Source organism: Photorhabdus kayaii (assembly GCF_025384895.1).
Taxonomy (GTDB): domain Bacteria; phylum Pseudomonadota; class Gammaproteobacteria; order Enterobacterales; family Enterobacteriaceae; genus Photorhabdus; species Photorhabdus kayaii.
In genome coordinates this window covers 134,073-148,719 of sequence record NZ_JAJAFZ010000003.1, presented here as the reverse complement: position 1 = coordinate 148,719, position 14,647 = coordinate 134,073, and the positions used below count along the sequence as shown (strand labels likewise).

Annotated in this window: 13 protein-coding genes; 4 read left to right on the top strand and 9 right to left on the bottom strand. The window is 41.9% G+C overall.

What is annotated here, in order from left to right; all coding sequences use genetic code 11:
- Positions 1–418 precede the first annotated feature (418 nt).
- Positions 419–973: a SecY-interacting protein gene (syd, locus tag LGZ98_RS02470; protein WP_113041584.1), complete on the bottom strand. Its 555-nt coding sequence runs from the start codon at positions 971–973 to the stop codon at positions 419–421.
- 139 nt (positions 974–1,112) lie between these two features.
- Here syd and queF point away from each other — a divergent pair, with 139 nt between their 5' ends.
- The 3 genes from queF (at position 1,113) to xni (ending at position 4,273) form a co-directional block, all read left to right on the top strand.
- Positions 1,113–1,961 carry an NADPH-dependent 7-cyano-7-deazaguanine reductase QueF gene (gene queF, locus LGZ98_RS02465; RefSeq protein ID WP_113041583.1) on the top strand — a complete coding sequence of 283 codons (849 nt, stop codon included), beginning with the start codon at positions 1,113–1,115 and terminating at the stop codon, positions 1,959–1,961.
- Positions 1,962–2,083: 122 nt separating this feature from the next.
- Positions 2,084–3,451, top strand: a complete 1,368-nt coding sequence (gene ppnN / locus LGZ98_RS02460; protein ID WP_113041582.1) for a nucleotide 5'-monophosphate nucleosidase PpnN — start codon at positions 2,084–2,086, stop codon at positions 3,449–3,451.
- Positions 3,452–3,514: 63 nt separating this feature from the next.
- Positions 3,515–4,273, top strand: a complete 759-nt coding sequence (gene xni, locus LGZ98_RS02455) for a flap endonuclease Xni (protein WP_113041581.1) — start codon at positions 3,515–3,517, stop codon at positions 4,271–4,273.
- On the opposite strand, the gene LGZ98_RS02450 is transcribed toward xni, so the two are convergent.
- From LGZ98_RS02450 to prtA, 5 genes are all read right to left on the bottom strand, one after another.
- Positions 4,270–5,646 (bottom strand): TolC family outer membrane protein, encoded by a 1,377-nt coding sequence (locus LGZ98_RS02450; protein WP_113041580.1) that lies wholly within the window; start codon positions 5,644–5,646, stop codon positions 4,270–4,272. The genes xni and LGZ98_RS02450 overlap by 4 nt on opposite strands.
- Positions 5,646–6,974 (bottom strand): HlyD family type I secretion periplasmic adaptor subunit, encoded by a 1,329-nt coding sequence (locus tag LGZ98_RS02445; protein WP_191214784.1) that lies wholly within the window; start codon positions 6,972–6,974, stop codon positions 5,646–5,648. Before LGZ98_RS02445 ends, LGZ98_RS02450 begins: the two co-directional genes overlap by 1 nt.
- Before the next feature lie 66 nt (positions 6,975–7,040).
- Positions 7,041–8,771: a type I secretion system permease/ATPase gene (locus LGZ98_RS02440; RefSeq protein WP_113041578.1), complete on the bottom strand. Its 1,731-nt coding sequence runs from the start codon at positions 8,769–8,771 to the stop codon at positions 7,041–7,043.
- 60 nt (positions 8,772–8,831) lie between these two features.
- Positions 8,832–9,236: a protease inhibitor Inh/omp19 family protein gene (locus tag LGZ98_RS02435; protein WP_113041577.1), complete on the bottom strand. Its 405-nt coding sequence runs from the start codon at positions 9,234–9,236 to the stop codon at positions 8,832–8,834.
- Positions 9,237–9,289: 53 nt separating this feature from the next.
- Positions 9,290–10,744: a serralysin gene (gene prtA / locus LGZ98_RS02430; protein WP_267483517.1), complete on the bottom strand. Its 1,455-nt coding sequence runs from the start codon at positions 10,742–10,744 to the stop codon at positions 9,290–9,292.
- 752 nt (positions 10,745–11,496) lie between these two features.
- On the opposite strand from prtA, the gene LGZ98_RS02425 reads away from it, so the two are divergent.
- A complete protein-coding gene (locus tag LGZ98_RS02425; RefSeq protein WP_158536512.1) occupies positions 11,497–11,634 on the top strand; it encodes a hypothetical protein in 138 nt (45 codons plus the stop codon).
- Between the two features lie 390 nt (positions 11,635–12,024).
- On the opposite strand, the gene rlmM is transcribed toward LGZ98_RS02425, so the two are convergent.
- The 3 genes from rlmM to LGZ98_RS02410 are packed head-to-tail and all read right to left on the bottom strand — an operon-like array spanning position 12,025 to position 14,494.
- On the bottom strand, positions 12,025–13,125 hold the full coding sequence (gene rlmM / locus LGZ98_RS02420; RefSeq protein ID WP_113041575.1) for a 23S rRNA (cytidine(2498)-2'-O)-methyltransferase RlmM: 1,101 nt from the start codon (positions 13,123–13,125) through the stop codon (positions 12,025–12,027).
- Entirely contained in the window at positions 13,118–13,513 is a 396-nt protein-coding gene (locus LGZ98_RS02415) for a DUF423 domain-containing protein (RefSeq protein ID WP_112876496.1), read from the bottom strand. Before LGZ98_RS02415 ends, rlmM begins: the two co-directional genes overlap by 8 nt.
- 60 nt (positions 13,514–13,573) lie before the next feature.
- Complete coding sequence (locus tag LGZ98_RS02410; protein WP_112876495.1) at positions 13,574–14,494, bottom strand: transcriptional regulator GcvA; 921 nt, start codon at positions 14,492–14,494, stop codon at positions 13,574–13,576.
- Positions 14,495–14,647: the final 153 nt, after the last annotated feature.

Here is a 14,647-nt window from a genome sequence, read left to right as displayed (position 1 = left end):
AGCGCACAAGCGCTCCCCTTAAGTTGATTTTATAGCAGTCCCGCTAATAATATGCTCCCTGCTCACTCCTTGACAAATTGTCCCTAGTTGGTTATCCGTTACCCATCATTTTATTTATGTTGCATACGATCCTGTTATGCATTTGTCATCCTGACCATCATCACTCATCTGTCCTTGAGAAATTGTGCGCAATGATTCCTTTCCTGCTGAGGACAGAATGAATTAATTCGTTCGATGAAACAAGCTACACATAATGGAACTAGTAAGTCAGGGCAAAGAATAAAATCTGTGATTATTTATAGACTATTGAAATAAAATGAAAATAATAAACTAATGTGAAACTTACAAAAGTAAACAATGATATCTCTTACATGAAGTGTAAGAGATATCTCACAAAGGCAGCGTTAAAAATCGGGGCCTAACGCATAAAGGCAGGTTCAATTGCGCCAAGAAACCCAATTAAGTCGGTAAATAAGCGCTTTCGTTTATGACTGCCAAACTGTTCCAAGATCACTTCACCGGTCAAATTACACAGAGAAATGATACCCATATCATCTGATTCCATCGGCGCAATAAACGCCGTTGGCAACAGTTTCAGCCGTTTCTGTGTCACCAAATGTCCTATCAAGTTTTCCTGTAAACGGATAAAGTCATCCTCACTCCAAACCTGAATCAAACTAAGCCGTTGACCTTCAAACGTTACCGTCATATCACCGGCCAATTGTGATGTATAAAAATCATGAATTGCTGGCTGCAATTGTATATCCAGTGCAACTTCGACGCTATTCAGCTTATCCTCTAAAGGAAAAGGCTGAGGAAGCCAATAAACTTCGTTGTCACCAGTTTGGGTAATACAAGGTGATGGTACACCATAAAGTTCACGGCTTGCAGGAGGGGTTCCGGTTTCCTTCTGCCACAAATCAACATAACAACGGGTAAAATTAGACAACGCTTCTGTAACATTAGAAATCATATTATTTTCAACCAGTAACTGTTAGGGTGTACTTAGCAATTTTATAGTAAACCAAAAATGAGCGAACAAATAAAATTCAGACAAACGCGCTAACTTGCTAAACTTAAGCAACCACTATTATCAGATTTTGAGGAATAACATGTCGTTATATCGGGATCACCAAGCTCTTGAGCAACTTACTCTGGGTAAAACCACTTTATATCGTGACCAATATGATGCCAGCTTATTGCAAGCTGTACCCCGTAATATGAACCGTGAACCGCTGGAAATTTTCCCTGATAATTTGCCATTTCATGGCGCTGATATCTGGACACTGTATGAACTATCATGGCTGAATAGCCGCGGTTTGCCACAAGTTGCTATCGGACATGTTAGTTTAAATGCAATAAGTAAAAACCTGATTGAATCTAAAAGTTTTAAGCTCTATCTGAACAGCTTTAACCAAACTCGTTTTGAAAACTGGCAAGCCGTCGAAGAAACACTACAGCGCGATCTGGCTGCTTGTGCTGAAGGCAAGGTGGAAGTGTCACTCTATCACTTAGATCATTTCAATAACCAGCCAATCTCCGCTTTTACAGGTGAATGTATTGACGATCAGGACATTGAAGTGACTGAATATGATTTCAATCGTCATTATCTGCAAGATGCAGCACAAGGCCCGCTGGTAGAAGAAGTTTTGGTTAGCCATCTGCTGAAATCTAATTGCCTGATCACTCATCAACCTGACTGGGGATCTGTCCAGATTCACTACAAAGGGTTAAAAATCAATCGGGAAGCATTGTTACGTTACTTGATATCATTCCGGCATCACAATGAGTTTCACGAGCAATGTGTCGAGCGTATCTTCAGCGATTTACAACAATTATGTGCACCAGAAAAGCTCTCAGTCTACGCTCGTTATACCCGTCGTGGGGGATTAGATATCAATCCGTGGCGTACAAATAGTGAAGGCTTTGTTCCAGAAACAGGCAGATTGGCACGTCAATAAATCCGTTCTAAATCTGCTTTCCTAAACGCAATTCGTGAAAAATAAGCTGAAATAGGGCATGTAATACATTCAGTTTAGTGATATTGATATGTAATCCATACACGGTATACAAGGAGTCATTCTTGATCACACATATCAACCCACTCGGCTCGATGGATTTATTATCTCAACTTGAAGTAGATATGCTAAAGAGTACCGCAAAAAGTGATCTGTATCGCCTGTTCCGTAATTGCTCACTGGCCGTGCTCAATTCAGGTAGCCAAACCGATAATAGCAAAGAGCTGCTCTCTAAATACACCGATTTTGAGATTAACGTATTGCGCCGTGAGCGCGGAGTAAAACTGGAACTGGTGGATCCACCAGAAGATGCATTCGTTGATGGAAAAATTATTCATTCACTACAAGCTAACCTGTTCGCAGTGCTGCGGGATATCTTGTTTGTTCATACACAGATTACCGATCCAGAACAACAGGATTATTCCGATTCAGAGCATAGCGCGCATATCACCAACAGAATATTCTCTATTCTGCGCCACGCCAGAGCACTGCATACCGATGAAGATCTCAACATGATCGTCTGTTGGGGAGGCCACTCAATTAGTAAGCAAGAGTATCAGTATGGCCGTAAAGTCGGTAATCAGCTTGGGTTACGTGGACTGAATATCTGTACCGGCTGTGGTCCCGGAGCAATGGAAGCACCGATGAAAGGTGCGGCTGTCGGCCATGCCCAACAGAATTACAAAAATAGCCGTTTTATTGGTATTACCGAGCCATCAATCATTGCGGCTGAACCCCCAAATCCATTAGTGAACGAGTTGATTATCATGCCAGACATCGAAAAACGTCTGGAAGCTTTTGTTCGTATCGCTCATGGTATCGTTATTTTTCCAGGAGGTGTCGGTACAGCAGAAGAATTGCTTTATTTGCTAGGTATTCTGATGAATCCAGAAAATCAGGAGCAAATACTGCCATTGATTCTTACCGGACCGAAAGAGAGTGAAAACTATTTCCAGGTTCTGGACGAATTTATTGTTCATACATTGGGCGAAGATATACGACGCTACTATCACATTATCATTGATAATGCGCCTGAAGTTGCCAGAATAATGAAAGAAGCGATGCCATTAGTGAGAGATAGCCGCCACAGTACCGGTGATGCATATAGTTTTAATTGGTCAATGAAAATCAATTATGATTTGCAACAGCCGTTTGAACCATCTCATGAAAACATGGCGGATCTTAATCTCTATCCTGATCAACCCCCTGAAAAACTGGCAGCATCACTACGCCGGGCTTTTTCTGGAATTGTTGCAGGCAATGTAAAAGAGGTAGGTATTCAAGCGATTGAAAAACAGGGTCCATTCAAAATCCACGGTGATGCTAGGATAATGCGCCATATGGATAAGCTACTGAAAGACTTTGTGGAACAGTACCGAATGAAACTACCGGGAGGTACTGCCTACGAACCTTGCTACGAAATCATCAAATAAAATTACCTGAAAAAATACCTGCGCTCCACGGATGGAGCATTATGCTATTTAAAGTGATCCCATATGATACACCTTCTCATTGTTGACGCTCTTAACCTTATCCGACGCATTCATGCTGTACAGGGTAGTCCATGCATTCCTGCTTGTGAACATGCGCTACGGCAACTTATCCAACATACTCATCCCACGCATGCCGTTGCAGTATTCGATGAAGAGAATCGCAGTCACAGTTGGCGTCACCAGATATTACCTGACTACAAAGCCGGCCGTTCGCCCATGCCTGACAATCTGCAACAAGAAATGCCACAAATCAGAGCATCATTTGAACAACAAGGGGTCACCTGCTGGCATGCCAAAGGGCATGAAGCTGATGATCTGGCAGCAACACTAGCCGTAAAAGTGACTTCCGCTGGTCACAACGTGACGATTGTTTCTACTGATAAAGGTTATTGCCAATTACTTTCACCCAATATCCGTATCCGTGACTACTTCCAGAAACGCTGGTTGGATATGCCATTTGTTCAACAAGAGTTTGGCGTTTTACCAGAACAACTGCCTGATTATTGGGGGCTGGCGGGGATAAGTAGCAGTAAAATTCCGGGGATTCAGGGGATCGGGCCGAAAACCGCTGCCACTTTACTGCAACAGGCCGGTACACTGGATAATCTGTTCCAGAACCTCGACCAACAACCCGATAAATGGCGCAATAAACTAGAATCAAATCAAGAAATGGCGTTTATCAGCCGGGAAGTTGCATCATTACGTACCGATCTGGCTTTAAATGGTAATCTGCAACAACTCCGACTGACAACAGCAACCTAACGAAAATACTTCGCTATCTTATCCAGATGTTCGCCTTTTAATTCTCCGGCCTCACTAAGCAGGCCGATCCAAGCCTTAATATAATTATATTTTGCTTGTGAGAGATCGCGTCGAGCAGTATATAACTGCTGTTCAGCATTCAAGACATCCACATTAACCCGCTGCCCAAGCGCAACACTTTTACTGGTCGCATCTACCTGTAAGCTAGCTGATTCAACCGCCATTTCATAAGCACTAATCCGTTTTTCACTATTTAAGTACTGATTATAATTGCGGCGTAATGCATTGAGGACTTCTCCAGCCTGAGCATCAAGATCATATTTAGTCTTGCCATAGTTGGCCGCCGCCTGACGTACAGAGGCAGACGTAGCACCACCATTATAGATATTCATGCTCATCCGTAAGCCAATGGTATCGGTTCGATATTTTTGATCTACGGTATTATCGCTGCTGGATTCGTTTTCAGAATGGGAAGCATAAAACTCCAGCTTAGGTAAATAGCCTGCCCGATTACGCTGTACTTCATGGTACGCGGCTTTCACCTCCTGACGCGAAGCGGCCAGGACCGGATTGTTGGCTAATGCCAATTCTTCCCACGCCTCATAACGTTCAGGTAACAACTTCAATATCTGGAATCGTTTTTTATTTGACAACCGTTGCACCGGTAAATCAACAGGGAGAGAGACACCCACAATGAGCTGTAAACTTCGGATTGCCGCATCCAAATCGTCTTTAGCTGCTATCTCATCAGCAATCGCCTGACTGTAACGAGATTGTGTTTCCACCACATCAGTACGTGTCCCTTCACCAGAAATAAACAACTTTTTATTCAGTTCCAGTTGTTTTTCATAAGCCATTTTCTGCCGTATGACTAAATCAATCTGATCCTGTGCATAAGCCACATCTACGTAAGCATTCACGACCCGAACAGCCAATTGCTGAAAATCTGCCCGAAAACGCTCATTACTCATCAAGGTGTGAGCTTGACTGGCTTTATAACGAGCCCATATTTCAAAATCGATCAACGGCTGAGTCAACACAACAGCCGCGTTATAACTGCTATATTGGCGATCCCGACTGCTAGTTGTCTTCCTACCCCAGAAGTCATACCCAACAGACTCCATATGTTGCCAATTCCGCGGTGAATTTTGGTAAGACATTATTACTTTAGGTAACAAGTCAGCTCTGCCGAGCTTTTCATACTCTTCACCGCCTTCCCGCTCTTTCGCTGCGGCAAGAAAAGTAGGATCATTTTCTAACGCCAGCGCATAGGCTTCAGTCAAACTCAATGCCCATGCAGGAAAAGAGAACAAGCCGACACAGAAAAAAATCAGCAAACCACTTGATAAAGAAGCATTATTCAGTTTCATCATCACTCCTCTATCAACGATGTTGAAGCCCGATCCAACAATGGCTTAAACAGATAACTTAACAGAGAGCGGGAACCCGTTTTGACAAAGACCTCAACCGGCATCCCTGGCCTGATATCCAACCCTTTCAGTTTTTCCATTCCCTCAGGAGAGACAACCACTCTCATCTGATAATAAGGTTGACTGGTTGCTGGATCGACCAACCTATCTGCGGAAATCACGGCAACTTTTCCTTCAACTTTTGGCGTCCGATTCTGGTTAAAAGCGGTGAACATCAGATCCACATTCAACCCTTTACTAATCTTATCTGCCAAATTAACCGCAACACGAGTTTCCACTTCAAACGCCATCTGGTCCGGCAGAATTTCCATTAGTTTTTCGCCAGGAGCAACAACCCCACCTTGGGTAAAAATATTTAATCCCACCACCGTGCCGTCAACCGGCGCAACAATTGAAGTATGAGTCAGTTCAAACTGGGCTGTATCTAGCTTATTTCTATATTCACTGGCAGAGACCTGCACCTCTGCTAATTGTGTGCGCACTTCCCGCTGATAGTCTGCTTTGCGCTGAATAATACGCTGCTGTGTTTCCTGTAATTGCTTTTCAAGCTGACCCGCTCGTCCTTCCATTTCCGCTATGCTGCTGTTGAGTTCAGCCTGCTCACGCAGAAGTTCCAGATAACGATTACGCGGAAAATAGCCCTCATCCGCTAAAGATTTCAGATTAGTTATTTGCTCTTTAAGCGCCGCCTGCTGCATGCGTTTACTGAGAAAAGAAGATTTCAGCCCTTTAATTTGGAAATCTATTCCTTCGACAGATTGCTCAAGCCCTGCCAAGTCGCTTCTCAGTACTTCACGGCGTGATACAAAAAGTTGTTTTTGCAGTTCGATAATCTCATTCACCCGTGGTTCAGATTGTAATTGCTGTAATATGTCGGGGAAAATTAACGCTTCATCACCATGCTGTTCGGCTAATAAACGGGCTTCCGTTGCCAGCGTGGTATACAGTTGATCTTGAAGTGCATCGACCTGTGCCTTTGCCTGCACCTGACTGAGCTGGACGAGTGTCTGACCCGCTTTTATTGTTTCTCCTTCAACAACCTTAATCTGGCTGATGATACCGCTTGCCGGGGCCTGAACTGTTTTACGATTACCATCCACAACCACCACACCTGAAGATGCAACCCCTTTATCCAACGGTGCTAACGCGGCCCAAATGAGAAATCCCAGTATCCCCACACCAATCACTAACCATCCTAGTCGTAAAAAATGCCTTTCTTCCAAAGGCAACAATCCTTTTTCATCTCTTACCGGCGTAATCTGATCAGACATATCCACTCCCGGACAGAAATCTCCGTCTCAGCTATTTGATATTATTATCATTAAATGCACATTTACCTATGATGCCTGTGGGACTGCCTTAGTCGCAGAATGTTCCTGACTATTATTCCTTTGTGATAAAGCGGCCATCACCTGTTGAGATGAACCGAACATCTTCATTTTCCCCTGAACCAGTAGCAATATTTTGTTTGTCTGTGATAGCAATGAGGTGCGGTGAGTAATCACAATCACTGTCTTTCCTTGTGCTTTTAACTGAAAAATCGCCTCATTCAATGCTCTTTCCCCTGCCTCATCCAAGCTAGAATTAGGCTCATCCAACACGACCAATGACGGCTCGTCATATAATGCACGAGCAAGGCCAATTCGCTGTTTCTGCCCACCAGATAATCCAACTCCGCCAGCACCAATCACGGTGTCATAGCCCTTATCAAGTGCTAATATCAGCTCATGAACGCCCGCTTTCCTTGCCGCCTGTACCACCTTTTCTGGCTCCACTTCATTAAAACGAGCAATATTTTCAGCAATAGTGCCACCAAACAACTCAATATCTTGCGGTAAATAACCGATTGAGGAGCCCAGTTCATCTTTATTCCACTGATAAATATCTGCATTATCCAGACGAACAACGCCTTCCTGTGCCGGCCATATTCCAACCAGTAACCGGGCAAGAGTCGATTTCCCAGACGCACTGGGACCAATTAATCCCATCACATCACCGGCATCCAACGAAAAGCTAATATCCTGTAAAACAACCTTACTGTTTCTTCCCGGCGGCGCTGCGGAAACTTTATCCACGGCTAAACTTCCTTTTGGCGCCGGCAATGACATTCCCGGTTTACGTTCCGGTTGTTGTTCCAACAGGTTGGTTAACCGTTGCCATGACAAACGAGCACCACTCCAGCCTTTCCAGGCTTGAATCAGTTGCTCAATCGGTGAAAGTGCACGTCCCATCAAAATTGAAGCCGCAATCATCATACCCGGCGTAATATGCCCACCAATCGCTAACCAGCCCCCTAATCCAAGGATCAGTGACTGCAAAGCCAAACGCACTGTTTTAGTGACTGAATTAATCACTGAAGCCCGCTCACTAGCAATGCGCTGGAAATCCAGGAAACGCTCATGTAATCCAAACCATCTCCGACGTAGCACCGGCAACATACCTAACGCCTCTATGACTTCGGCATTACGTAAATTAGTGCTAGCAAGACTTGCTGAACGTAGAGAGAGTTTACTGGCTTCGGATAACGGCTGACTTGATAACCACTGATTCAATACAGCCAAGGCAATCAATACCAGTGCACCGCCCAGTGACAACAGACCAAGCCAGGGGTTAAAAAGAAAAATAACGAGCAGATAGATTGGAAACCAAGGGGCATCAAAAAAGGCAAACAAGGCGTTACCCGTCAAAAACTGGCGGATATTGGCCAAGTCATTGAGCATCTGACCAGCATCAGTAGTGCCATTTTTCAGATTCGATTCATAAGATGCGGTATAAACCCGGTTATTCAGCTTCATATCAAGCTGGCTGCCAATACGGATAACAATCATGCTACGGATATATTCCAGCATTCCCATCATGGCAAACATGCCGAGGGTAATCAGAGTCAACATCAGCAAAGTGATTTCATTGCCCGACGGCAATACTCTGTCATAAACCTGCAACATATAAACAGACGGAACTAACATCAGCAAGTTAATAAAAGCAGTGAACAACCCGATAGCCCAGAATACCCGGCTACGAGCACGAATGACATCAGTAATTTCATCCTTCGGGAGCAGTAGTTTCACACTATTTCCTTATTTTTATTTTTTTAAAAATATAACTATCTGATGTTAATGTTTCCTTTCTTATTCATTTTTCTTATTAGTCTTATTGGGCTTTATCATTAATTCCCGACCATCGGCAAAGCGGGCAAACCAACCATCTGGCTCATGAGCAAAAAAAGCCAAACCACTCCCCTGTTCATCAGTAATTGTGAGTCCATCTGGAGTTGGCCGCCAACCGGCAGGCACTTCGCCAAACATATACGCTAAACAATCGTTATTACCATTAAGTGACCAAATTGATCCCTCTGGTAAGGGATGGTCAGTCAATAACACATCGCATTGTTGATGTTTATCCGACAATTGCCACACGCCTTTCAATTCACTCGCGTGTGGGAGATCAAGACTACCAGCCATACTTCCTCCGCTAATGCTGAATGTCAGAGCAACAAAGAATGCAAATTTCAGATACCAAGCTGCAAAAACCATGCCGCCTCCAAACAAATAACCGCATCTAAGTCAGATGCGGTTGTGTTGTTGTGTTACGAAAGGATGAAATCAGACTCTAATATGGGTTCTCCAACAATCTTCACCCAAAAATCATCGTAGGAAAATTTACCGCCCAAATTAATGGCGAAATCATTCACCTTATCAACCGTGTTATAACGAAGCACAGCTTCTCCGACTTCCCCCGTGAATTCCCTTACAAATTTAACGCCACCCTTCCCGGCGTCACCCAGATCAAACAGTGATACATCAATCTTGTCTTCACCGGAAACAAAGTCATGGATCCAATCACGCTCAAGAGGAGGTGATTCCTTGGCACTCAGGTAGACAAAGGTATCTTTGCCTTCCCCACCCCAAAGATTATCTGCTCCCAAGCCACCGTAAATGATGTCATCACCCGCGCCACCTTTCAGAGTATTGGCGGCATCATTCCCGATTAAAACGTCATTACCACTGCCACCAATCGCATTTTCAATCGTGACACCACGGGCAATAGAGACGTTTCCTTTCAGCCCACCGACATCAGAGAAAGAAGCTTCATTCAGATTGATACGTTGATCCTGAGTAAAACCAGAGAAATCAAACGTATCATTACCCCCTGTATCCCAAGCGGTGAACAACAGTTTGCTGTTCTCATCTTTTGCGGTATAGAAGTCACGATCTGTGTTGGAATTAAAACCATATACTGTGTCATCAGCACGGATGGTACTATTCGCGCCGTATACCGCCTGAATGGCAGAAATATCGTTGAGTAAGGGTGCAGAAGAATAAATACCTTTAAAGTCCTGACCCGTATTTTTCTCACCAAAATAACTCATGATGGTATAAGCACGGCTATCTTCAAAATAAGTAGCGCTGTTCTTATAAGACGGGCTGACCTTATCAGACGCATTATAATCAGCCGGATGTTGCAACCCTAGAGTATGGCCAATTTCATGCGTAAACGTCTGACGGCCATAACCATTCACGTCGATATCGTTGTTTAAGAAAGTACGGCTTTTCGCGTTATACCAAGTTCCTATCTGTGTCTTCTCGGGGGTTGGCAGATAAGCAAACGCATAGCTCCCCGTCAAGCTAACATCAAAGAATCCAAAGGTGATATTTGCCTCTTTGACATCAGTGGTTTCAACGAAATTAATATTAGCAACATCAGCCCAAGATTGTATTGACAGTTTTGCAGCCGCTTTTTGTTCTTCATTAAATGCTGAAAATTCAGAAATATGCCACGGCATATTATCCGGCTTACTCTCCAGGAAAGTATACTTTAATTGGAAAGCGTTAGATTTATCGTCGTCCTGATGCCCCCAACGATAATCACCCCGGATTAATTCTTTAGCAGCATCTTTACTAGGCTCATGCTCAACGACAATATTAGAATCTTTACCTGGTATATAAGCCTGTAACCATTTCAGCAACTCATTTGCTTTTTCTGAACCGCTAACGTCTTCCGAGTATGAAATTTTCTTCTTTAAAGACATATATTTCTCCATAAATTCAGGACTTAGATGTAAAATTCTTTTTATTTAATTAAATACAAGTCAATAAAACCTGAAAACAACAGACCGCCCTTGGTCATACAAATTAACAACTAAAATCCCTTTCACATAAACGTAACACTAAAGTTAATTATGTAAAAAGCAATTAACATATTTTTTTAATATAAACGTGATAAAAATAACATAAAACAAATAAACGATTGTTTTATATAACATAACTCTTTAAGGCGAAAAAAATACCGCTAATTTCTTAGCGGTATTTTCTTACGAATTAATTATCTATTTATCTAACTATCTATGAAGTAAACTTTAAAAAATTTATAACATTATTATTAATAATTTTAATCTGAGATTATCCCAAGCCGTTATATAAATAGACAAAATCAGAATAATCGACCACCTTTGACTGCAATATTGAACGATATGACTCATATGAAAAGGCCCTAAATCAGTAAACACCTATATATTATTAATAAATTAACGAATCAATAAATTAATAACAACTTGATTAAATAAATAAAAAACATATATCACAGAGTAGTTAATATTTCATTTATTATAAAGCACTCCATCATAATATAATTAAATTATATTTTTGGTTTTTGAATATAAAATAATAATATCAACATAGCTGGTTAATTCATAAATATATTAAATATAAAACAGCAATTTAAATCTATACCCTATGGATTTCAAGTTGCATCGCGACGGCAAGGGAACGAATCCCCGGGAGCATAGATAACTATGTGACCGGGGTGAGTGAGTACAGCCAACAAAGAGGCAGCTTGAAAGATGACGGGTATATATCAAATAAACATTATTTATATTTAACATTACAATTAAACCCCATATTTAAAACATTAATAAAACCAATTAAAAAATAATCTATTGCATTATTTTCCATTTTATAATCTTAATTTATTGAATTATTTCACATTAATTTCACGTTTAATTAAACGCTTATAATAATATATTTATTTTTATATTTACCTTAAATGAAGTAAAAAAATCAACAATTTTACGACATAAATCATACAATATTCATTGTTACATTAAATCATAATCACCACACACATAGAGTATTATGTAATACTTTCTTAGCTAAAAAATTAATTAAATCATTCTAATACACTCATTTTACTTCGCACGGTAATAAGAGATAAAATGCAATAATGCTATTCAATACTGAAAAAAAACGCCTCAGGATATAGCTGAGGCGATTTAGGAAATCTTATTTTATGAGTTATTCCAGAATGATGATGAACAATAGTGAATCAGTAATCATTCCGGCTAGCTGCATAAGCAGACCAAATACGACGAACATGAACCGTTATTTCTTCCCTGTCATGATAAAGGTGTTTTGCCTGAATTTGTGCATTTATACCCCCCTCTTTTAATTGCAAGTTCATTTTATGCAAATTATGAGCAACTTCTTCATAACGCTTTTTCATGGGTAATTTAAGATTAAAAATAGCTTCCCGGCACCAGCCATTAACTAACCAATCTGCCATTAACTGCGTCACTTTTGCTGGTTTTTCCACCATGTCGCATACCAGCCAATAAATGTTTTTTGTCGAAGGCTCAAACTTAAAACCATCAACTTTGTGATGTTTAACTTGCCCCGTATCCATCAAACTTTTCGACATCGTGCCATTATCTACCGCATGAACCATCATACTACGTTTCACCAGTTGGTAAGTCCAACCACCAGGGCATGCACCTAAATCAACCGCATACAAACCGCTAGCCAACCGCTCTTCCCATTCGTCATGTGGGATAAAAACATGAAAGGCTTCTTCCAGTTTTAATGTTGAACGACTTGGTGCATCCGAAGGAAATTTCAACCGAGGAATACCCATATAAAATGGCGAATTATTGTTACTGTAAGAATAACCAACATAACAGCAACCCGGAGCGATAAAGAAAACGTGTATCACCGGGCGATTAACGTTTTCCCGAATCTGCAAGATCTTTTCCTGACGCATAGCATTACGCAGCGGAACAGTAAATTTTCGACAGAATTTTAATAACTCTTTACTTTCATTAGTATCAGGCACCTCAACCCGTAATTCACCTGCACGCTCAATGACACCATGCAGCATACCGACAATCGGGCTTATCCGATCTTCAGGAGGTAAATCTCGCAATAATTCACCCACGACCAGCATCTGGCGGGCAAAAATCAGCTCCCGAAATGGGATCTCACGAATCAGCCGATCGGCATCTTCATATTGATAACACTCAAACAGGACATAACCACTGTTGTCTTTCACCCGGGCAAAACCGTAAATCTCTTTTTGACCCGCCTTATCAGTGATTTCTGCTGCACACTCTTTTTCAAAACCAGGGCGGCAATATAAAGCAATTTTATTCATGGCGAAGCGCCGATTTCCTTAGACGCAAAGCGCCAATTAATACTAAAAACCAGCCGATAAGAAAGCTAAATCCTCCAACTGGCGTAATATAAGCGAAAAATTTAACCTGCAATAAAGCCATACAATAGAGACTGCCACTAAACAACAAAATACCTACTGCAAAAAAAACGCCACTCCAGTAAAACCAGAGCACAACTTTACGCATTAGCATGGCAGACATCGCCATCATTGCCAGAGTGTGAATCCCCTGATATTGCAGACCGAGATCAATCCAACTTATCTGATATTTTTCCATCATCGGAGATAATAAATGTGACCCTACAGCACCAAACGCCACATAGAAAAACCCACTGAAGCCAGCAAAGATAAGCATTAAGCGACTATTCACTGTTATCTTCCTTTTTCTTCTATCTGAGAGCTCTTACAGCTCGAATGCCTTATTCCGCTCTTACTCATTGGTAATAAAGCCCAATTTCTCCTGCTCACTGGCTGCCTGTGCCAAAACCCATTGTCTGAATGCGGCAATTTTCCCCAATTCAGCCTGATTGTCATGACAAACAAGGTAAAATGCATTCTTACTCACTAACACATCATTAAATGGGCAAACTAAGCGCCCCGCATCAATTTCAGTCCGAGCCATGACATTATTTGCCAGTGCAATACCTTGCCCATGAACAGCGGCTTGGATCACCATTGCACTATGGCTAAATATCGGTCCTTGCTGAACATTTATCTGCTGCTGCATATCAAGCTGGCGTACATACGCTTGCCAGTCACGACGAGAAGAATCGTGTAACAACGTATGACGCGCCAAATCTGCGGGGGTCTTCAAAGGATTTTCTCCAGTCAATAACGAAGGAGAACAAACGGGAAGCAAATATTCTGCGTAAAGACGATCAGTGCGTAACCCCGGCCAATTTCCACGACCATAAAATATGGCAACATCAACATCATCAGCAAGCTTATCTTCTTCTCTGTCTACCGCCTGTATTCTGACATCAATGCCGGGATAAGCTAAATTAAAGCTGGACAACCTTGGAACCAACCACTGGATAGCAAAGCTAGGTGAAAGGCTAACCGTCAAAGCTCCTTTGGCACTTCGAGCTTGAAGTTTACGTGTTGCTTCATTTATCGCCGTGAATATCTCTTTAATGTCCAGATAGTAGCTTTGACCTTCTTCAGTCAACAATAGTGATCGATTGCGACGACGAAACAACTTCAATCCAAGAAAATCCTCCAGACTTTTCATCTGGTGGCTAACTGCGGCCTGCGTCACAAATAACTCTTCAGCCGCCTTAGTAAAACTTAAATGGCGCGCTGCGGCATCAAAAACCCGCAACGCATTAAGTGGAGGTAAACGTTTGGACATGTGAGCCCTTATGTAATGTTGGCGATACCGGTAACTCTTTATATTTAGTTATTAGTTTTTGTAATCCGAATCATTATAAATTGTCCATTGAGGATACACCAGTAAATCCCTATAGTGGCGCCACTTCCTAAGCCGGAACGAAAAGTGAATCAG